This is a genomic window from Adlercreutzia caecimuris B7, from assembly GCF_000403355.2.
In the GTDB taxonomy this organism is placed as follows: domain Bacteria; phylum Actinomycetota; class Coriobacteriia; order Coriobacteriales; family Eggerthellaceae; genus Adlercreutzia; species Adlercreutzia caecimuris.
The window spans coordinates 599,437-620,511 of the sequence record NZ_KE159646.1 but is presented as its reverse complement, the minus strand read 5'-3'; the positions used below and the strand labels follow the sequence as shown (position 1 = coordinate 620,511).

Below are 21,075 nucleotides of genomic sequence, written 5' to 3'. Positions count from 1 at the left end.
CAGGCGAGCGCCCGTCTGGTCAGACAGGCGCGCGCGGGCCGAGCGGGAAACGTGAGGTTAGCTCGGGTCGACAACGTAAACCTCTTCCGGTGCGAGGACCTTGAAGCCTGCTGCAGCCAGGGCCTCCTCGGCCCCCTCCCCCTCGATCTTCAGCACATCGATGGCTCGTCCGTCGCCGGCGGCGAAGCAGTAGCCGTACTCGATGTTCATCGAGGACTGGTGGCAGAACTCCAGGAGGCGAGCCAGTGTGCCCGGCTCGTCGGCGACCGATACGGCGATAACCGGCGTGATCGTGGCGCGGAAGCCCGCCTCGGCGAGCTTGGCGGCAGCGAGAGCCGGGGTGTCGCAGAAGATGCGCACGATGCCGAAGTCGGCCGTGTCGGCGATGAACAGTGCCTGCATGTTGATGCCGGCATCGGAAAGCACTCGGCTGGCAGCTGCCAGGCGCCCCTTCTCGTTAGCGAGGAAGACAGTGAGCTGCGAGATCATTAGTTGTCCTCTCCTCTCAGGTCGATGACGCGCTTGGCCTTGCCCTCCGAGCGCGCGATGGTCTTGGGTTCCACGAACTTGATATCGACGGCCACCTGCAGGTTGCTCTTGAGCGCGGCGGCGAGGCGACCGCGCAGATCCTCCAGGGCGCGCACCTCGTCGATGGGGAAATCGGGCTCGGTCTCCACCTGCAGCTCCACATGGTCGAGCGGGCCGCGGGTCGTGAGCACGATCTGATACTGGGTGGCTACCTCGGGGAACTCGGTGATGACCTGCTCGATCTGGGACGGGAACACGTTCACGCCGCGGATGATGAGCATGTCGTCGGTGCGGCCGAGCAAGCGTCCGATCTTGCGGTGGGTACGCCCGCAGGCGCACGGCTCGGCATTGATAGTGGTCACGTCGCGGGTGCGGTAGCGGATCATCGGCGAGCACTCGCGGGTAAGCGTGGTGATGACGAGCTCGCCCACTTCCCCGTCGGGCAGCACCTCGAGGGTTTCCGGATCGATGATCTCGCAGTAGAACTGGTCCTCGGCGATGTGCAGGCCGCCGCGCTCGGCGCACTCCATGGCCACGCCCGGGCCCATGATCTCCGAGAGCCCGTAGACGTCGCAGTACTGCAGCCCCAGCTTGTCGGCGATCTCCTGGCGCATGTTCTCCGAGCAGGGCTCGGCGCCGAAGATGCCGCCGGAGATCTGGAACTCGGTGGCCGGGTCGTAGCCCATCTCGATGGCCGTATCGGCAATGAGCAGGGCGTAGGAGGGGGTGCAGCACAGAATGTCGGTCTTGCAGTCCTTGAGCATCTGCACCTGGCGCTTGGTGTTGCCCGAAGAGGTGGGGATGACCGTGCAGCCCATGGCCTCGCCGCCGGCGTGCGCGCCCAAGCCGCCGGTGAACAGGCCGTAGCCGTAGGACACCTGGATGGTAGACTCGCGCGAGCCGCCCACCATGGCGATGCCGCGGGCGAAGCAGTCGCCCCAGTTCTCTAGGTCGGCGGCGGTGTGGCCAACCACCGTGGCCTGGCCCGTGGTGCCCGAGGAGGCATGGATGCGGGCCACATCGGCGTTCTCGCGGGCGAACATGCCGAAGGGGTAGTTGTCGCGCATGTCCTGCTTCACCACGAAGGGGAACTTCTCCAGATCCTCCAAGCTCTCAATGTCGTCGGGACTTACTCCCGCCGCATCGAAGCGCTCGCGGTAGAGCGGCACGTTCTCGTAGGCGTTGCGCACCGACTCGCGCAAACGCTCCAGCTGCAGCGCGCGAAGCTCCTCGCGGGGCATCGCCTCAATCTCCGGTTGAAACACGGGCATCCTCCTTATCCGTTCCGGGGCTCTCGCTCCCCTCATCTGCTTCTTCCTCTTCGGCCGTCGGCGTATGGGGGCCCACGACGGTCACCTCGTCGATAGGCGCGTAGCTCGATGCGAAATCCTCCTCGTGAAGCACCGTGCCGGCCCGGTCGCGCACGGTGCGGTGCACGGTCACGCAACGCCCGTCGGCACCGGCGGTCTTCACGTAGCGCGTGCCCTCGGGCTCGTTCTCATCGATCACGACCCGCTTCCCGAAGGGATCGCCCTCGGTCCACTCACCGGTCTGCGATGCAACCACGTAGCCCGGATCGACCCCGTACAGCGTAACCGTCAACGACGAGTCGGTATAGCGGGTTCGCAAAAGCACATCGGATGTTCCATCGTTTACCCACGTAAGATCAAGATCAGGATACGCGATCGCCGCATCGCGGCCCGTGGGATAGCTGGAAATGTACAGGGAGTGGTTTCGCCGCTCGGTCACGGGATAGCCCGCCTCGAAGACGGCGTTGAACACCGTGGTGGCCACCTGGCAGATGCCCCCGCCGATGGCGTCCTCGTACTCGCCGTTCACGATGGCGTGGGCGGCCTGAAAGCCGTTGCCCTCATTGGCCTCCCCCATCACCGCGTTGAAGGACCACTGGCCGCCCTGGGCGGCGGCCACCGAGTCGGTGAGCAGGTCGGCGGCGCGGTGGATGTTGTGGCGGCGGCTCGCCGCGCCGGCCCCGTCGTTGTACTCGGTGGTAAACGAGGAAATCTCTCCGATCAGACCGCACTGGATCGCCTCGTCGAAGGTGGTGCGCTCCGGTGCGGCGCCCCAGCCGATCTCCACCGAGGGAGAAGCCGGCGGCGAGAAAGAGCCTCCGCCGTCAAACGAGCCGAACAGCATCTCGTCGGCATCGGCCAGAGCGTCGGCGACGAGCGGGTAGCGGGAGCCCGAGGCCGCCGACACCCACACTTCGCCCTCGGCGACCTCGAAGGAAACCGTTACCGCCGTGGCGAAGCCCGCATCGCGGATCATCTGGGCGATATCGGCCCGGGCCCGCGCGTCATCGAGATGGGGCGCAAGGTAGAACCCCTCCCCCGCTGCTTCCACGTCCGTTGCGATCCAAGGCGCGATATCGCGCCCGGAAAGCTGCCAGGTGTCCCCTTCGAATGTAAACGCGATGCCCTCGTCGAGCACGGCCTGCACCGCCGCCCGCGTCCTCTCCGCCGCCCCCTCGTCGATGCGCAAGGGGGCGTAGCCAGCCTCGGCCACGAAGCTGAAGCCGCTCGAATCGCCGCCGAGAAACCCCTGAGTCAGCAGCGCGGTGAGCTCGGTCCGATCGACAATGGTGCCGTCATGGCCCTCGACCAGGCTCGCCCGGCCCTCGTCGTCCACCTCGATATCCCAGTCCTGGCGGGGCCGACCGATGCTCTCGTCGATGTCGGAGGCCAGGGCCTCCACCGCCTCGTCGTCGAAGGAGAGCCGAACTGGCACGTTCACGCCGCCGGTCGCAGCCTGGAGGCGGCCACCCGGGCCGGTCGCCCGGCCCACGGCAAAGGCCTCGTCCACCAGCTCGCTCACCGGGATGCGGGCGCCCAGGGCGCCGGCCTCAGCTACCCAGAGCTTCTTATCGGCCCGCGCCTCCTCGACGGAGAGCTGCTCGGCCTGGGCCGCCTGCTCGGCCAGCTCGGTGTCCACGTCAACGGTCCCGCGCGCCTCCTCGCTCGCGAAGATGTAACCGCGCGCACCGGAAAGCCTGTCGCCGTAGGCTGCGGCCACCGCGCTGCGAGCCTCGTCGGCGGTCATGCCGGACACATCGACCGATCCCACGGAAACTCCCTGGTAGATACGAGATCCGTTCACAATCTGGTCGATGCCGAACACTGCAGCGGCGAGCAGTGCGACGACGACGAACACGATGACGGCGAAGGGCGGCCGCCTGGAAGCGGCAAGAGGAGACGCCTGGATGTGCGGGGCGGCATACGGGGCCGCGCCGTGGGAGGCGCCGGTATGCCGCAGGCGGGAAGACGCCGTCCGCGCCGCACCCCGGTCGGCCCGGGTCGACGGTTCCGAAAAGCGGCCCTGCGCTGTGCGCGGGGCCGGTCTTGCCGACCCGTGCGGGCGACTCACCCGGGACCGGCCGTGCGGGTCGGTGCGCCGACGGGAGTCGGGCGACGGGCCGGACACCGGACGGCGGCCAGCTGGAGAGGGGCGGCTGCGCCCGTCGCGAACCGACGGCATCTGCAGGGGCGATCGGGACGTTCCCGCCGCCGGCCGCGATGTCGGGGGCCTGTCGCCTCCCGAGGCCCCGCTACGCGGCACCATGGCCCTCGAGCCTCTCTCGAGCAAGCGCCTCCTTCAGCTGACGCGCCGCACAGACCGAGTAGTACGCAGTCACGCCGAGGGAGAGCACGAGCCCGGCGTAGATGAACCAAATGCCCCAGGAGACCGGCGCGCCGTTGAAGCCGGGCAGCCACGATGCATCGCACCAGCCGAGCCCCGGAACAAGCGGCCAGTTCAGCAGCAGGCCCGAAAACCCGATGAACAGAAAGGTGGTGGCGAACTTGCCGGGATAGACAACCGGTATGCGGATACGATGGCGAGAGAGGAGGCAGGCACCGCCGATGAGTAGATAGGCATCCCTCACGATCACCACGACGATGACCCAGAGGGGAATGCGCCCCACGAGGAACACGCCGAGAACGCCCGTGACCATGAGAACGCGGTCGACGGCCGGATCGAGCAGCTGGCCCAGCTTCGAAACCGTGTGGGTGCGCCGAGCGATCTGCCCGTCGAGGAAATCGGTTGCCGCAGCCGTGGCAAATACCAGGGTGGCGGCCAGGTTCTGCCCGTTCATCAGCAGAAACAGATAGAGGGGCACCATGAGCAGGCGCACAAAGGACACAACGTTGGCCAGCGTGAAAATAGCGCGAGACGCCTCTTCGGACTCCCTCGTCGTACGATCCGCGGTATCGACCATCGCGATGCACTTCCTCTTCTCAAAAAGTCCGGACCCCTCGCGGAGTCCGGACTGTCATGCCAGCTCTTTCAATTCTACCAGAAGGATGCCCCGCTCAACGCTTTCCCATGAAACTTAACGCAGCGTTCACCTTACGATTCCGTCACCGAAAAGCGACGCTCGCGAAGCCAGACGGAGAAGCGCCGATCGCCCCTCTGGCAGGCGGGCGATCCTAGGCCTTCGGATCGGGCACCTCCACCACCGTGCACGACTGCGCTGTGGCGATGGGGGTATAGGTCGGCAGCATATGCAAGCAGGCTTTGGGGCAGGCGCGCACGCAGCTGCTGCACTGGACGCAGCGGAACGGGTCGATGGCCCAGGTGCGCTCCTTCTTCTCTACGACGATGGCGTCGGCTGGGCAGGCTTTGGCGCAGATACCGCACAGGATGCACAGGGACGCGTCGTTTTCGATATGGCCCTTCAGCCCGGCCGGAGCCGACTTCTGCTCGGCGGGGTACAGCAAGGTCTCGGGCTTCTTGAACAGCGATCCGAGGGTCATGCCCCCCAGTTTGAAGCTTCCCATGGCGGCCTACCTTTCCGTGCAGCTGATGCAGGGGTCGATGGTCAGGATGATCATGTTCACGTCGGCCAGGTCGCATCCCTTGAGCGCCACGGTCATGCCGGCGAGGTTCTGCGAGGTTGGCGTGCGGATGCGCATGCGCTCGAGGTTCTTCGAGCCGTTGCCGCGGGCGTAGTAGTAGCACTCGCCGCGGGGCTGCTCCAGCACGTTGGAGGCCTGGGCCCCGTCGGCCGGGGCGCCCTTCACGGCCACCTCGATATCGCCGGCGGGGATCTTCGCCGCCAGCTCCTTGATGATCTCGATGGATTGGAGCACCTCCAGGCAGCGCACCTTCACGCGGGCGTAGCAATCGCCCTCAGTGGCCACGATGGGCTGGAAGTCGGCCAGGTCGCCATAGGCCCCCTTGCCGAAGGAGCGCACGTCGTAGGGCAGGTTGGAGGCACGGGCGAAGGGACCCACCATGGACAGCGAGCGGGCATCCTCGGTGGAGATGTGGCCCACGCCCACGGTGCGGTTCTTCACCGAGGCGTCGGTGAGCAGGGTGTTCATGATCTTGGTGTAGTCGTCCTTCAGCCCATCGAGCACCGCGATGATCTCGGCCATCTGGGTGGCGTCGATGTCGCGCACCACGCCGCCCACCTTCACCACAGACAGGATCACGCGGCCGCCGGTGGTCTTCTCGAACAGGTCGAGCACGCGCTCGCGCAAACGCCAGCAGTGCATGAACATGGACTCGAAGCCGAAGGCGTCGGCGGCCAGGCCCAGCCACAGCAGGTGCGAATGCACGCGGGACAGCTCGTGCCAGATGATGCGCAGGTACTCGGCGCGCTTGGGAATCTCCACGCCCATGAGCGACTCCACCGTCTCGGCGTAGCCGATGGAGTGGCCCGTGGCGCAGATGCCGCAGATGCGCTCGGCGATGTAGATGAACTGGTTGTAGTCGCGGGTCTCCACGAGCTTCTCCAGGCCGCGGTGCACGAACCCGATCTGCGGGAGCACGTCCACGACGGTCTCGTCCTGCACCACCAGATCGAGGTGCAGAGGCTCCGGCAGCACGGGGTGCTGCGGGCCGAAGGGAATGACGGTCGCCTTGCCCATGCTACTCCCCCTTCCCGGCTGCGGCCGCAGCCTTCTTGGCCTTCGCCTCCAGAGCGGCGCGCACCTTGGCGGCCTTCTCCGGATCGAGGCCCGCGATCTTGGCCTGGATCTCCTCCTCGGTGGGACCGGCGACGGTGGCAGGAGCGGCCGGTGCGGCCTGCTCCTTCTGGGCCGCGGCCTCCTTGGCGGCCTTGGCGGCGGCGATCTTCTTCGCCTTCTCGCGGGCGGCCAGCTGCTCGGGACTCACCACGGTCATGGGGGCCTTCTCGGCCAGCTGGTAGAACATGCCGCCGAAGTCGATGGCGATGTTCTCGATGGCCACGCCGTACAGGTCGTGGATCTCGTTCTCGCAGACGAAGGCCTCCAGGAACAGGTCGGTGATGGAGGGCACCGCATCATCGGCGCCCACGGCCGCGACCGTGTCGTTCTCCAGCAGGCCGTCCTTCATGTAGGAGTACACCAGATCGATGCCCTCCTCGGTGTTCACCGCGAGGATCTGCACGTAGCGCCAGCCCTCCTCGGCGCGGCGGGCGGCCAGATCGTGCACCTCGGCCAGGGGCACCTCGTTGAACACTTGGCTGAATCGGTCCATGGGCGCTCACGCTCCCTTCCGGGCGGCCTTCATCGCCGCCGACTTCTCGTCGAGTTTGGCCACGCCGGCCACGATGGCGTCGATGAGCTGCTCGGGGCGCACGGCGCAGCCCGGGGCGTACACATCCACGGGAATGGCCTTGTCAACGCCGCCGACGACGTTGTAGCAGTCGTGGAACACCCCTCCCGAGCAGGCGCAGATGCCGCAGGCCACGACGACCTTCGGCTCCAGCATCTGCTCGTAGATCTCACGCACCACGCCGATGTTCTGCTCGTTCACGCTGCCGGTGACGAGGAAGATGTCGGCGTGCTTGGGGTTGCCGGTGTTGATGACGCCGAACCGCTCGCCGTCGAATCCAGGGCAGAGCGTGGCCAGCACCTCGATGTCGCAGCCGTTGCAGCTGGAACCGTCGTAGTGGATGACCCAGGGCGATTTCGATGCGAATGCCATTTTCGTCCCTCCTTACAGAAACGCGAGCAGCGCGATGTTCACGCCGCCGGCCACGAGGGCCACGAGCCACGCCGACTTGAACATGAACTGCCACTTCACGCGGGCGAAGTTGTTGTCGATCCAGATCTCCAGGAAGTACACGAGCGCCACCACGGCGACCACCGCGATCGCGGAGAGGGGGCTGCCCCACACGAAGAACATCGCGATCCAGCCCATGAACAGCACGTTCTCGCACCAGTGCATGATCTCCACCAGCCCCAGGGTGGGGCCGCTCATCTCGGTGGTCACGCCGCGGACGATCTCCTGGTGGGCGTGGTGGGACAGCGCCAGGTCAAAGGGCGACTTGCGCAGCTTGATGGTGAGGATGAACAGCACGCCGAGGAACACCAGCCCGATGGTGCAGACGACGGGGTGCGGCATGTCCAGCACGGCCGCCACGTCGAAGGAGCCCGTGGCCTGGAAGAAGGCCACGGCCATGAGCAGCACCATGGGCTCGTAGCACATCACCTGCAGCGTCTCGCGGGCGGCGCCCACCTCGGCGTAGGGGCTGCGGGTGGAGTAGGCGGCCATGATGAAGAACAGGCTCGACAGCGTGATGACGAACACGCACAGAAGCAGGTTGCCGCCGGAGAAGAACACGCCGCCGGCGATAAGCGCGAACAGGAGCGCCGCCGCCACGTAGACGCGCTCCGCGGAGTTCACGCTGGCGCGCTCCTTCTCGAAGAGCTTGCGCACGTCGTAGTAGGGCTGCAGAAGCGGCGGGCCCACGCGGCCCTGCATGCGGGCCGAGACGATGCGGTCGAGGCCGGCCAGGAGGCAGCCGACGACGGGGCCCAGGACCGCGAACAGGAGGGTGCCGACAAGCGTCGTAATCAGGGACATCGCGCGCTCCTTTCTAGAAGACGATCGGGGTTGCGACGAAGGACACAGCGAAAGCGGCCACGATGATGAGCGCGTTGAACACCACGCCCACCGGGGCGATGCGCGCCTCGCCGAAGATCGATTCCATGTACCAGTTGCGCGCGCTGGCCTCGGCCGTGCCGGACAGCGCGTTCTGGAAGGAGCGCGCCTCCCCGTCGCGGCTCACACCCGCGAGGTACACGTCCACGCGCCGCCCCCTCTGCCGGGCGCCCACGCCCGCGAACAGAACGAGCACCACGACGACGGTGCAGATGGAGGCGAGCCACAGGTTGTCCGTGGCGATGTCCTGGCCGGGCACGCCGTACACCGAGGCGATGTAGGGCTCCACCAGCGCCGCGGAGACGACGGGCAGGAAAACGCAGCCCAGCACGAGCAGGCAGGCCATGAGCAAAAGCGACGCCCACTCGGTGGGCTTCACGGTCGCCTCCACGTTCTCGGGCTCGCCCGCGATGCCCGCGAGCTTGCCGAGCCACTTGGCCCAGAACATGAACGTGGCCGCGCTGCCGAAGGCCAGGATGACGACGAGGGCCACCTGGCCCGAGTCGACGAAGGACACGAGCGTGGCCCACTTGGCCATGAGCATGCCGAAGGGCGCGATGAACATGCACATGATGCCGAGCATCATGAAGCGAGCCAGGCGCGGCATGCGGTCGAACAAGAGGTCCATGTCCTCGATGTCGCGGCTGCCGATGTGGTGCTCGGCGGTGCCGACGCACAGGAACAGCAGCGACTTCGCGACGGCGTGGAACAGGATGAGGAAGCTCGCCGCCCACACCGCCTCCGGCGTCCCCACGCCGGCGCAGGCGCAGATGAGGCCGAGGTTGGCGATGGTGGAGTAGGCAAGCACCCGCTTGGCGTTGGACTGCGAGACGGCCATGAACGAGCAGAGCGCGAAGGTGATGCCGCCTACGAGCATGACCATCACCGAGGGGGCGGGCGCCACGTGGAAGATGGGCGCAAGCTTCACGAGCAGAAACACGCCGGCCTTCACCATGGTGGACGAATGCAGAAGGGCGCTCGTGGGGGTGGGGGCCACCATCGCGCCCAGAAGCCAGGTCTGGAAGGGCATCTGCGCCGCCTTCGTGATGCCGGCGAAGGCCAGGGCGCAGGCGGCCAGGGTCACGAGCGCCGGGTTGTTGGCGCCGATGACGAGGAAGTCCAAAAACGAGAACGTGCCCACGGTGATCGCGCAGGAGTACAGCGCCACCAAAAAGCCCAGGCCGCCGGCCAGGTTCATGATGATCTGGCGGAAGGCGTTGGCGATGGCCTCGTCGGTGCGGGTGTAGCCGATGAGCAGGAAGGAGCACACCGTGGTGACCTCCCAGCCGGTGAACATCCACTCCATGTTGTTCGCGAACACGATGACGTACATGGCCGAGAGGAATGCGAACATGAGCGCGAAGAACAGCGGCCGGCGGTCCGGCGCGCCCTCGGGCTCGTGGGCCTGGAAGTCCTCCATGTAGCCGAGGGCGTACACGCAGATGCCGCTGCCCACCACGCCGATGATGAGGGTCATCAGAAGCGACAGGGAGTCGAAGTACAGCCCGTAGGGCACCTCGATCTCGTGGGCGAACACGAACTCCAGGACAAGCGTGCCGGCGATCTGCACGGCGGCGAGCACGGCGGCCCACAGGTTCTTGTAGCGCACGGCGAAGCCGATGACGACCGCAGCGATGGCCGCCGACACGCCCGTGCAGACGAAGTCGAGCGCCTCGCTCTGGAATTCGAACAGAGTCGTGGACGCCCCCAGGTTCATAATCACCAGCGCCACCGAGGCGAGCGCGATGACGACGGCCGCCGCGATGACGACGACGCGCCGCGGAGCCTCCTGCCGCACCACAAGGAGCACGGCGGCAACGACGAGGGGGAACACGATGAGGAAGCCGAGCAGTCCGAGACTGAGTTCCATACAGGATCCTCCTTACCCTTCTCTTCGGCCCGACGCGACGGAATCTATCCGCCCCGCCCGGGCGAGATCCTGAAGATCTTCGCTTTACCATAGCAAAGAACGCGCAGGGATGCCGCCGCCTTCCCTGATGAGGGGGCTATGGCTCGGTAAAAGGGTGAGGCTCATTGTGCACGTGCACTAAAAATACGCACAGGAGGAACCGCCGTCAGGCCGCTGCCGTAATCCTCCTCGGATCGAATTTGCGCCCCAGAAGCGCGCCGGCGAGGGCGCCCGCGAGGGCAGGCGGAAGCCAGCTGAACCCGTAGGCGAACAAGGGCGCCGCCTCTACGAAGGAGAACAGGCCCGTCACGTCGTGCACCGTCAGCACCAGGCTTGCCGCTACAGCCGCCAGGGCAGCCCCCTTGAACGTCCAGGTGCTGCGGATGCGACGCCGGAACAGCATGAGCACGACCGTGATCATGAACGGCGGGCAGATGACCGAGAGGATCGGTGCCGCGAGGTCGATGATGGCGGTGAGGCCCAGGTTGCAGATGGCAAGCGCGATGACCACCACGGAGATGAGGGCCGCGCGGTAGCTCAGGCGCCGCCCGCTGATACGCTCGAGGTAGGCCGCCGTCGCGCCGCACAGGCCCACGGCCGTGGTCAGGCAGGCAAACCCCACCACGATGCCGAGCACTACGAGCCCGACACGGCCCATGAGCTGCTCGGTGATAAGGGTGATGAGGGTGGCTTGGTTCACATCGTGGGGCACCACGGTAGCCGCCGTGGCGCCCAGGTAGGTAAGTCCGCCGTAGACGAGCGCGAGCAGCACGCAGGCCACCAGACTCGCCCGGGCCGTCACCGCCAGCTGGCTTTTCCCGTCGGCGTAACCGGCGGCGCGCACCGACTCCTGCACGATGATGGCAAAGCCCACCACGGCGAGGATGTCCATGGTCTGATAGCCCGCCGAGATGCCGTCGGCCACCACCGTGGCCGACTCCGGTGCCGTCACCGGCCCCAAAGGCGAGACAATGCCCGCAATCACCATGATGGCGATACCCGCCACGAGCACCGGCGTGAGCACCTTGCCCACGATGTCCACGATGCGCGTGGGGCGGAGCGCGAGCAGCAGCACCACGGCGAAGAACAGCAGCGAGAACGGTAGAAGCCCGATCCAGTCCCCCAGCAAGGGCGCGACGGACATCTCGTAGGTGGTGGCCGCCGTGCGCGGGCTCGCGATGAGCACGCCCGTGCATAGGATGGCCGCCGTGTTCAGCACGAGCGCCGGCCGCTTTCCGAGAACCCCCTCGATGGAGAGGATGGATCCTCCGGCCTGATTGATGGCCACAATGCCGATGCAGGAGATCACCACGTCCACGAAAACGAAGCACGCCAAGCCGAGCGGCCACTCCCAGCCCGACTCCATGCCGAGAAACGGCGGGAAAATGAGGTTGCCGGCCCCGAAGAACATGGCGAACAGCGCCAAGCCCACTACGAGCGCGTCTTTGTTCACGAGCCCTCCCCTCGTCACGATGCCTGTCTTGAGCAAGCGCTTCCCTATAAGAAAAACTATGATGAGACATCATCGCACTGCCCGTCGGCTAAGGGACAAAGCGCCACAAAACCGTCAAGCGTCCGTTGAGCACGGCGCCTGACGCCGTTACCAGTGCAGATCGGCCCCAAAACTGCAGAAATGCAAGTTCGGGGCCGATCTGCACTGTTCGGGACCGCAAAAGGGATTCAAAATGCAAGATGAGGTTCGATTTGCACTGTTTCACCGCGCTCAACCTGAACAAATCGGCCCTTTTCTTGCATTTCTGCGAGATGAAGGCCGATTTGACCGGATGCGACCATGCGGGGTCTTTGCTCCGCTTGCTACGGACCGCCGCGCCTAGTTGAACGTGCGATCAGCGGAAACCGCAACTCCGGCAGCTTCCAGGGCCGCCCCATCCAGGCCGATGAGCACGACGTTCCCATCGGCGGTTGCCAGACAGTCGGCCAGGTTAATGTCAGCGTAGAAAGCGGCGCGCTTCTCGTCGTCGCCGTCGGCGAGCACCACCACCTGGGCGCCGGCGAGAAGCGGGGCGGCATGTTCGGCGGTGTCCTGCTCCAGCACGCGCACCTCCCCCACGCCCCGTCCGGCCTTGGTCAGGGCCGAGGCCAGATCGAGGGCCAGATTCTCGGTGGTGGTGGCATCGGCGGGATCGGCCGCCACCATGAGCAGACGCGGCTGGTCGGGCCACACGTCGGCCAAAGCCTCGGCCAGGCCGGTGTCCTTCAGCGTAGCGAAGCGGTACAGGCCGCGAATCTCGTAGTCGCAGGGTTCCACAGCCAGAAAAGTATGCATAGCGCGCCTCCTTGATTCGGGTTTTGCGCCAGCGTACCACAAGCTGCGCGAACTCATTCATAGGCGACGCCGCTGCCCTATAGGAAAGCCCTGGGGGAATCAGGATATCGGGTAGCTTCCCGTGAAGCATGCCTCGCACCACCCCTGGTGACGCGCTCCGCCGACGGCCCGGTGCAGCCCTTCCGGGGAGATGAAGGCCAGCGAATCGCAGCCGATCCACTGCCGCATCTCCTCGGTCGTGCACCCAGCGGCCAGAAGCTGGTCGCGGGTGGCCGTGTCGATGCCGTAAAAGCAGGGCCAGCGCACCTCGGGGCTCACGATGCGCAGGTGTACCTCGGCCGCCCCCGCCTCGTAGAGCATGGCCACCAGCTGGCGGCTCGTCGTGCCGCGCACGATGCTGTCGTCGATGACCACGAGGCGCTTGCCCGCGATGACGCTCGGCAGCGGGTTCAGCTTCAAGGTGATGCCCCGCTCGCGCATGGCCTGAGTGGGCTGGATGAACGTGCGCCCCACGTAGTGGTTCTTCACAATGCCGAAGGCGTAGGGGATGCCGCTGGCCTCGGCGTAACCCACCGCCGCCGGCGTTCCCGAATCGGGCACGCCGAGCACCAGGTCGGCATCGACGGGCGCCTCCTGCGACAGGATGGCCCCCATGACGCGGCGGGCCTGGTACACGCTCTGCCCGTCGATGACGCTGTCGGGACGGGCGAAGTACACGTACTCGAAAATGCAGGAGGCGCGATGCGGCGCGGCAGGACCGCTTTCGGCATCGAGCCCCTCGCGCCCGAGGCGCACCACCTCGGCCGGCTCCACATCGCGCACATAGGCGGCTCCGGCTATGTCGAGTCCGCAGGTTTCCGACGACACCACCCAGCCGCCCTGGGGCAAGCGCCCGATGCACAGAGGGCGGATGCCGTGGGGGTCGCGGAAGGCGTAGAGGGCCTCGGGCGTGGCGAGAATCATCGCGTACGCGCCTTCGAGCACCCCCATGGCATGGCGGATGCCCTCGCGAACCGAGCCGGTGCGCCGCGTTGCCTCGGCGATGATGTACGTCGCCGCCTCGGTATCGGTGCCGGAAGCGAAGACGGCGCCTTCCTGCTCGAGCGAGGTGCGCAGCGCCTCGGTGTTCAGCAGCGTGCCGTTGTGGACGAGGGCGATTTCCACCTCGTCGATGGATGACAGATGGGGCTGGGCCGCCTCGCGCGATGCGGCGGCGCCGCTCGTGGAATAGCGCACGTGGCCTACGGCCAGATTGCCGACGAGCGCGTCCATCACCGCATCGTCGAACACCTGGGTCACCAGCCCCACGTTCTTATAGCAGCTCAGGTGCTCTCCGTCGCCCACGGCGATGCCGGCGCTTTCCTGGCCGCGATGCTGCAGCGCCTGCAGGCCGTAGCCTGTCAGGCGGGCCACATCCTCGCCCGGGGCGTACACCCCGAACACACCGCAGGCCTCCTCAAGGGCATCGGGCATCTCACGTGCAACAGTTTCCATGGCTCGCATCGCTCCTTCAACGACGGTAGGGCTGCTCGTCTTATCGGCGGTTTCCCATGGTAGCCAAGGGATGTGCGCACAGGGGCGCACGGGGCGAAGAGGAAATACATCGGAAACAAGACTTGCACGAAGCGGAAACAAACCCGACCTTTCCACGTAACGTTTCGTCCGTAGCATGGAGACGCTGGAAACCACGAACGAGGAGTCGCAGCTATGACACGCAGGAACATTCCCCGCGAGGGCGAGGTCCGCATCCCCTCGGGCTGCGCCATCGCGGGCATCATGGATCGCAGCGGCGCGCGCCACGACGGAGGCGACATCCTGCGCTCCATCGCGCTCATGCACGATCGGAGCAACGGGCTGGGCGGAGGATTCGCCGCCTACGGCATCTACCCCGACTACGCCGACCTGTACGCCTTCCATATTATGTACGAGAGCCGCGAGGCGCGGGCGGCCACCGAGGCCTATTTGGAGCACTTCTACCTGTGCGAGAAGCAGGAGCGCATTCCCACCGAGGAGCACCCGGCCATCAAGAACCCGCCGGACATCTGGCGCTACTTCATGGCGCCCCACCCCATGCGCCTGGCCGCGAGCGGGCTGGACGAGGCCGAGTACACCATGCAGCACGTCTTCCACATCAACGGGAAGATCGAGGGCGCCTTCGTGGCCTCGTCGGGCAAGGACATGGGCGTGTTCAAGGGCGTGGGCTATCCGGAGGACATCGGAGAGTTCTACCGCATCGGCGACTACGAGGCCTGGGCCTGGACGGCCCACGGGCGCTTTCCCACCAACACCCCCGGCTGGTGGGGCGGCGCGCACCCCTTCACGCTGCTGAACTGGTCCATCGTCCACAACGGCGAGATTTCGAGCTACGACGCCAACCGCCGCTACGTGGAGCAGTTCGGCTACGACTGCGAGCTGCAGACCGATACCGAGGTCATCACCTACCTGTTCGACCTCCTGGCCCGCCGCCACGGCCTGTCCCAGGAAATGGCCGCCCACATCATGGCGGCGCCCTCCTGGCGCGAGATAGACGCCATGGAACCCGATCGGGCCGCCTTCGAGACGGCGCTGCGCACGGTATACGCCAGCGCGCTCGTGAACGGGCCGTTCTCGGTCATCTTGGGGTCGGAAGAGGGGCTTTTGGCCCTGAACGACCGCTTGAAGCTGCGCGCGCTCATGGTAGCCGAGAAGGGGCCTGTGGTGTACCTGGCCAGCGAGCAGGCGGCTATCCAGGTGGTGTGCCCCGACGCCGAGAACGTGCGCTCCATCGAGGGCGGCGTGCCCTTCGTCGTGCAGCGCTACGACGTGGCCGCCGCCAAGGCCGGCGAGGCGGCGGAGAACCGGGCGGTGCGCGATTGGCCGCTGGAACACGAGGTGGGCGTGCTGCCCCGCAAGAGAAGGGAGGCGTAAGCGCCATGGACGCTACGACCAACTGCGTGCTCCCCCGCTACCAGGTGGTGCGCGACGAGGCGGCCTGCACCGGCTGCGCCCAGTGCGTGCGCTCCTGCGCCAACGGGGTGCACCGGCTGCGCAAGGGCCCCGAGCGCATCGCCATCAACCCCCGCGCGTGCGTGAATTGCCAGCGCTGCGTGGTGTTCTGTCCCGAGCTGGCCCTGACCATCAGGCCCTGGCCCCAGGTCGGCACCGGCTCGGCCACCTGGACGGCCGAGGCCATGGACGACATCGCCAAGCAGGCCCAAACCGGCGGCGTGCTACTGTCGTCCATGGGAACGCCCGCCCCCTACCCCATCTACTGGGACCACCTGCTGCTGAACGCGAGCCAGGTGACCAATCCCTCCATCGACCCTCTGCGCGAGCCCATGGAGACCCGAGTGTTTTTGGGCAGCCGGCCCGAGATCCTCAAGATAAACGAGCGCGAGCGGCGGGTGGTCGAGCCTTTGCCGCCGCAGCTGAAGCTGGATGTGCCGATCATGTTCTCGGCCATGTCCTTCGGCTCCATCTCGCTGAACGCCCAGAGGGCCCTGGCCCTTGCCGCCACCGAGCTGGGCACGTTCTTCAACGTGGGCGAGGGCGGCATGCACCGCGACCTTGAGCCCTTTGCCGACCACGCCTTCGCCCAGGTGGCATCGGGGCGCTTCGGCGTGGACGCGCACTACCTGAACACGGCGGCGGCCATCGAGATCAAGATCGGCCAGGGCGCCAAGCCCGGCATCGGCGGCCACTTGCCCGGGGAGAAGATCAGCGCCGAGGTGTCGCGCACCCGCATGATCCCCGAGGGCAGCGACGCCATCTCTCCCGCGCCGCACCACGACATCTACTCCATCGAGGATTTGCGCCAGCTCATCTTCTCCATCAAGGAGGCCACCGGCTACCGCAAGCCCGTGGCGGTGAAGATAGCCGCCGTGCACAACGCCGCCGCCATCGCGAGCGGCATGGCCCGCACCGGCGCCGACATCATCGTGGTGGACGGCTTGCGCGGGGGCACGGGCGCCGCCCCCAAGCGCATACGCGACGCGGTGGGCATCCCGGCGGAACTGGCCCTGGCCGCCATCGACCAGCGCCTGCGCGACGAGGGCATCCGCTCAACAGTCAGCCTTGTGGCCAGCGGCTCCATCCGCAACTCCGCCGATGTGGTGCGGGCCATCGCCCTGGGGGCCGACGCCTGCTCCATCGGCTCGGCGGCCCTCATCGCCATGGGCTGCCACCAGTGCCGCGACTGCTCGAGCGGCCGGTGCAATTGGGGCATCGCCACCCAGCGCCCGGCACTGACCGAGCGGCTGTGCCCCGAGGAGGCGGCCGAGCGCGTGGCGAACCTCGTGCGGGGATGGACCGCCGAGATTCAGGAGATGATGGGCGGCATGGGCATCAACGCCGTGGACAGCCTGCGGGGCAACCGCCTCATGCTGCGCGGCGTGGGCCTAAACGAGAAGGAACTGGACATCCTTGGCGTGAAATACGCCGGCGAGTAGGACGGGAGGAAGCCATGACTGACGCGACCCATACCTTGAATGCCGGGAAAGCCGCGGCGGCCGCAGGCAAAGCGACTCCGGCGCCGGCCGGCGGGGCGGCCGCAGACGAGGTGACTCTCGGGCTTGCCCACTTCAAGGAAGCCAACGAGCGCGTGCGGGCAGCGCTCGCACGCGCGGATGCGGTCACCATTCGCGATGCGAACGCCCAGCGCTATCTGGGCTGCGCGCTGCCGGCGGGCAAGTCCCTCGACATCCTCGGCACTCCCGGCAACGATTTGGGCTGCTATCTGGACGGCGGCACCATCGTGGTGCACGGCAACGGCCAGGACCAGGCGGGCAACACCATGAACGACGGCGCCATCGTCGTGCACGGGCGCATCGGGGACGCCGCCGGCTACGCCATGCGCGGGGGCACCATCCTCGTGCGCGGCGACTGCGGCTGGCGCGCGGGCATCCACATGAAGGAGTACGCGGGCAAGCGCCCGGCCATCGTCATCGGCGGAGATGCCGGCGCCTTCCTCGGCGAGTACATGGCCGGCGGCATCATAGTCGTCGGGGGCACGCCCGGCGACTATGTGGGCACCGGCATGCACGGCGGCCTGATCTACCTGCGCCATCCCTTAAGCACCGAGTGCATCATGGACGGCCTTATCCAGGAACCTGTCGGAGAGGAGGATGTTCCCACCCTGACGGCGCTGCTTGATGCCTACGACGAGGCCTTCGCCGGGGAAAGCCCGCCCCTCGGCGGCGACCTGAGCAGCTGGCACCGCCTGCGCCCGGCCAGCGCCCGCCCCTACGGCGGCCTATACGCCCACTAGGCCGATCCGCCGCTGCACCTGTCGTTTCACCTGTCGTCTTGCCCCGGACCGCCCAGCACCCCCCCCCGGCGGCCCCTGCTGAAAAGGAGATTCCCATGACCAACGTTCCCGAGATCTACGGCTCCCTTGTGTTCAACGAGTCCACCATGCGCGAGCGCCTGCCCAAGGCCACTTACAAGCAGCTCATGGACACCATCAAGGAAGGCGCGCCGCTTGCGCCCGAGGTGGCCAACGTGGTGGCCCACGCCATGAAGGAATGGGCCATCGAGGAGGGCGCCACCCACTACACCCACTGGTTCCAGCCGCTTTCCGGCATCACCTCCGAGAAGCACGATGCCTTCGTGGACCCCACCTCCGACGGCCACGCCATCATGACCTTCTCGGGCAAAGAGCTCATTCAGGGCGAGCCCGATGCCTCCAGCTTCCCCTCCGGCGGCCTGCGCGCCACCTTCGAGGCCCGCGGCTACACCGCATGGGATCCCACCTCGTTCGCCTTCATTAAAGACGACGTACTCTGCATTCCCACCGCCTTCTGCAGCTATACCGGCGAGGCTTTGGACAAGAAGACGCCGCTTTTGCGCTCGATGAAGGCCATCGAGACCCAGGCCCGCCGCGTGCTGGAGCTGTTCGGCGAGGAGGACGCCGGGCGCGTGGTCGCCAACGTCGGCGCCGAGCAGGAGTACTTCCTCATCTCCGAGAAGGATTACGAGCGCCGCATGGACCTCATGCTTACAGGCCGCACGCTGTTCGGCTATTCCCCCTGCAAGGGCCAGGAGCTGGAGGAGCACTACTTCGGTGCCATCCGGCCCACCGTGAGCGCCTACATGAAGGAGCTCGACGACGAGCTGTGGATGCTCGGCGTGCCCGCCAAGACCAAGCACAACGAGGTGGCTCCGGCCCAGCACGAGCTGGCGCCCATCTATTCCGAGGCCAACCGCGGCATCGACGAGAACCTGCTCACCATGGAGAAGATGCGCCTTCTGGCCAGCCGCTACGGTCTGGTGTGCCTGCAGCACGAGAAACCCTTCGAGGGCGTGAACGGCTCGGGCAAGCACAACAACTGGTCCATCTCGGCTGGCAGCAAGAACCTGCTCGACCCGGGCGAGCACCCCATGGACAACCTGCGCTTTTTGGTGTTCCTCGCCGGCGTGGTGCAGGCCGTCGACGATTACCAGGAACTGCTGCGCATGACCGTGGCCAGCGCGGGCAACGATCATCGTCTGGGGGCCAACGAGGCGCCCCCGGCCATCATCTCGATGTTCCTCGGCGACGAGCTGGGAGCGGTCGTGAACGCGCTCATCGAGGGCCGCGACTACAGCGAGGCGGACCGCGTGTCCATGGACCTCGGCGTAAGCGTGCTGCCCAACTTCCAGAAGGACAACACCGACCGCAACCGCACGAGCCCCTTCGCCTTCACGGGCAACAAGTTCGAGTTCCGCATGCCCGGATCGTCGGTGAACCTGTCGGACGCGAACATGGTGCTGAACACGGCCATGGCAAAATCGCTGAAGGACTTCGCCGACGCTCTGGAGGGCAAGACCGGCGACGAGTTCGTACAGACGGCCTGGGATTACGTGAAGCAGACCCTGCGCGATCACGAGCGCATCATCTTCAACGGCAACGGGTACTCCGCCGAGTGGGAAGAGGAGGCCGCCCGTCGCGGCCTGGCCAACCACAAGACCACGGCCGACGCGCTGCCCTGCTTCGTGGCGCCGAAGTCCATCGAGCTGTTCGAGGAGTTCGGCGTGCTCTCCGAAAGCGAGGTGCGCAGCCGCTACGAGGTGAAGCTGGAGAAGTACAACAAGCTTATCAACATCGAGGCCCGCGTGATGCGGCGCATGATGCGGCGACTGTACCTGCCGGCCATCAGCGCCTATGCCGCTAAGGTGGCCGGCCACATCACCGCGGTGAAGGCGGCCATGCCCGCTGCCAACACGACCGCCCAGGAAGCCCAGCTCGCGCGTATTATGGACGGGCTGAACGAGGCGCAGGAGAAGTTCGACGCCCTGGCCGCCAAGCACAGGGAGATCGTGAAGATCGACGACGCCCAGGCCGCGGCGAACGCCAACGCCCACGAGCTGCTGCCGCTCATGGAGAGCCTGCGCGAGACCGTGGACAACCTGGAGATTCTCGTGCCCGACAGCGACTGGCCCGTGCCGTCGTACAATGAGATCCTCTTCTATGCTTAGGCGTGCGCGACGAGATATTCAAGGAAAGGTGATGACCATGGAGATAACGGGAGCAGGCGTTGCGGGTCGCTACCCCTTCGCGAAGCTGCACGGGCTCGGCAACGACTTCGTCTTCTTCGACGACCGCGACGAGACGATGGATGTGTCGGTTGACCAGGTGAAGCGCCTGTGCGACCGGCGGTTCGGCATCGGGGCCGACGGGGTCATCCTCGTGCGCCCCGCCCGCCTTGAGGGCTGCGACGGGCTCATGTACTACATCAACGCCGACGGCACCTTGGCCCAGATGTGCGGCAACGGCGTGCGCTGTTTCGCGAAGTACGTGGTGGACCGCGGCATCGTGGATGCCGCGCGCGGCAGCCTGACCGTGGAGACCCTGGCCGGGCCGCGGGCCATCCGCTTCACGATGGACGAGGCGGGCCGGCTCGCCACGGCCCAGGTGGACATGGGCGCCCCCGTTCTGGAGGCCGCCGAGGTTCCCCTGAACGCCGCTGCGGCCGACGAGGCCGCGACGGTGGTGGCAGAAGACCGCGCCGCGCGCCCCTGCGACGGGCAGACGCGCTCTTGCGCCACCACGCTGACGCTGGCCTACCCTGGCGGCCCCTCGTTCGCCTTCGTCGGCGTGTCCATGGGCAACCCCCACGCCGTGTGCCTCATCGACGACTGGGAGGCGCTGCCCGCCCATCTGTTCAAGGGCGGCGAGAAGTCGCTGGAGACCTTTGATGTGGATGCCGTCGGCGCCTACTTCGAGAGCCATCCCGCCTTCCCCGAGAAGACCAACGTGGAATTCGCCTGCGTGGATGATAGCGGCATCGCCATGCGCGTCTTCGAGCGCGGCTGCGGCGAGACCATGGCCTGCGGAACCGGCGCCTGCGCGACGCTGGTGGCCGCGGCCCTCACCGAGCGCTCCGAGCGCGAGAACGACGTGCACCTGCGCGGGGGCACCCTGCATATTCTCTGGGACGAGACCGACCACGTCATCATGACCGGCCCGGCCGAAGAGGCTTTCATCGGCGAGGTGGAGCTGTAA

The 21,075-nt window shown here is 66.8% G+C and carries 18 protein-coding genes; 5 read left to right on the top strand and 13 right to left on the bottom strand.

Annotated features, from left to right (window positions below):
• Positions 1-57: 57 nt before the first annotated feature.
• From C811_RS06750 to purF, 13 genes are all read right to left on the bottom strand, one after another.
• Positions 58-489 carry a hypothetical protein gene (locus tag C811_RS06750; protein ID WP_016308765.1) on the bottom strand — a complete coding sequence of 144 codons (432 nt, stop codon included), beginning with the start codon at positions 487-489 and terminating at the stop codon, positions 58-60.
• Positions 489-1,799, bottom strand: coding sequence for a phenylacetate--CoA ligase family protein (locus C811_RS06745; protein ID WP_031324835.1), 1,311 nt, complete (start codon positions 1,797-1,799; stop codon positions 489-491). The genes C811_RS06750 and C811_RS06745 overlap by 1 nt, the downstream gene beginning before the upstream one ends.
• Entirely contained in the window at positions 1,774-3,696 is a 1,923-nt protein-coding gene (locus tag C811_RS0102920; RefSeq protein ID WP_051127428.1) for a VanW family protein, read from the bottom strand. Before C811_RS0102920 ends, C811_RS06745 begins: the two co-directional genes overlap by 26 nt.
• Before the next feature lie 394 nt (positions 3,697-4,090).
• On the bottom strand, positions 4,091-4,759 hold the full coding sequence (locus C811_RS06740; RefSeq protein WP_016308762.1) for a CDP-alcohol phosphatidyltransferase family protein: 669 nt from the start codon (positions 4,757-4,759) through the stop codon (positions 4,091-4,093).
• 211 nt (positions 4,760-4,970) lie between these two features.
• The gene (locus C811_RS06735) at positions 4,971-5,321 is read right to left on the bottom strand and encodes a 4Fe-4S binding protein (protein ID WP_016308761.1); all 351 of its coding nucleotides are present in this window, start codon (positions 5,319-5,321) and stop codon (positions 4,971-4,973) included.
• A gap of 6 nt (positions 5,322-5,327) precedes the next feature.
• Positions 5,328-6,416 carry a hydrogenase large subunit gene (locus C811_RS06730; RefSeq protein ID WP_016308760.1) on the bottom strand — a complete coding sequence of 363 codons (1,089 nt, stop codon included), beginning with the start codon at positions 6,414-6,416 and terminating at the stop codon, positions 5,328-5,330.
• A 1-nt stretch (position 6,417) separates the two neighbouring features.
• Positions 6,418-7,008 carry an NADH-quinone oxidoreductase subunit C gene (locus C811_RS06725; RefSeq protein WP_016308759.1) on the bottom strand — a complete coding sequence of 197 codons (591 nt, stop codon included), beginning with the start codon at positions 7,006-7,008 and terminating at the stop codon, positions 6,418-6,420.
• Between the two features lie 6 nt (positions 7,009-7,014).
• On the bottom strand, positions 7,015-7,458 hold the full coding sequence (locus tag C811_RS06720) for an NADH-quinone oxidoreductase subunit B family protein (protein WP_016308758.1): 444 nt from the start codon (positions 7,456-7,458) through the stop codon (positions 7,015-7,017).
• Between the two features lie 12 nt (positions 7,459-7,470).
• Positions 7,471-8,340, bottom strand: a complete 870-nt coding sequence (locus tag C811_RS06715) for an NADH-quinone oxidoreductase subunit H (protein WP_016308757.1) — start codon at positions 8,338-8,340, stop codon at positions 7,471-7,473.
• A gap of 13 nt (positions 8,341-8,353) precedes the next feature.
• Positions 8,354-10,288, bottom strand: a complete 1,935-nt coding sequence (locus tag C811_RS06710) for an NADH-quinone oxidoreductase subunit 5 family protein (RefSeq protein WP_016308756.1) — start codon at positions 10,286-10,288, stop codon at positions 8,354-8,356.
• Between the two features lie 205 nt (positions 10,289-10,493).
• Complete coding sequence (gene brnQ / locus C811_RS06705; RefSeq protein WP_198010017.1) at positions 10,494-11,816, bottom strand: branched-chain amino acid transport system II carrier protein; 1,323 nt, start codon at positions 11,814-11,816, stop codon at positions 10,494-10,496.
• A gap of 342 nt (positions 11,817-12,158) precedes the next feature.
• On the bottom strand, positions 12,159-12,614 hold the full coding sequence (locus tag C811_RS06700; protein ID WP_016308754.1) for a hypothetical protein: 456 nt from the start codon (positions 12,612-12,614) through the stop codon (positions 12,159-12,161).
• Positions 12,615-12,713: 99 nt separating this feature from the next.
• Positions 12,714-14,108 carry an amidophosphoribosyltransferase gene (purF, locus tag C811_RS06695; protein WP_016308753.1) on the bottom strand — a complete coding sequence of 465 codons (1,395 nt, stop codon included), beginning with the start codon at positions 14,106-14,108 and terminating at the stop codon, positions 12,714-12,716.
• A gap of 213 nt (positions 14,109-14,321) precedes the next feature.
• On the opposite strand from purF, the gene C811_RS06690 reads away from it, so the two are divergent.
• From C811_RS06690 to dapF, 5 genes are all read left to right on the top strand, one after another.
• Positions 14,322-15,521, top strand: coding sequence for a class II glutamine amidotransferase (locus C811_RS06690; protein WP_016308752.1), 1,200 nt, complete (start codon positions 14,322-14,324; stop codon positions 15,519-15,521).
• A gap of 5 nt (positions 15,522-15,526) precedes the next feature.
• Positions 15,527-17,041 carry a glutamate synthase-related protein gene (locus C811_RS06685; protein WP_016308751.1) on the top strand — a complete coding sequence of 505 codons (1,515 nt, stop codon included), beginning with the start codon at positions 15,527-15,529 and terminating at the stop codon, positions 17,039-17,041.
• A gap of 14 nt (positions 17,042-17,055) precedes the next feature.
• Positions 17,056-17,859: a GltB/FmdC/FwdC-like GXGXG domain-containing protein gene (locus C811_RS06680; RefSeq protein ID WP_016308750.1), complete on the top strand. Its 804-nt coding sequence runs from the start codon at positions 17,056-17,058 to the stop codon at positions 17,857-17,859.
• Positions 17,860-17,954: 95 nt separating this feature from the next.
• Positions 17,955-20,048, top strand: a complete 2,094-nt coding sequence (locus C811_RS06675; RefSeq protein ID WP_016308749.1) for a glutamine synthetase III family protein — start codon at positions 17,955-17,957, stop codon at positions 20,046-20,048.
• A gap of 31 nt (positions 20,049-20,079) precedes the next feature.
• On the top strand, positions 20,080-21,075 hold the full coding sequence (gene dapF / locus C811_RS06670) for a diaminopimelate epimerase (RefSeq protein WP_016308748.1): 996 nt from the start codon (positions 20,080-20,082) through the stop codon (positions 21,073-21,075).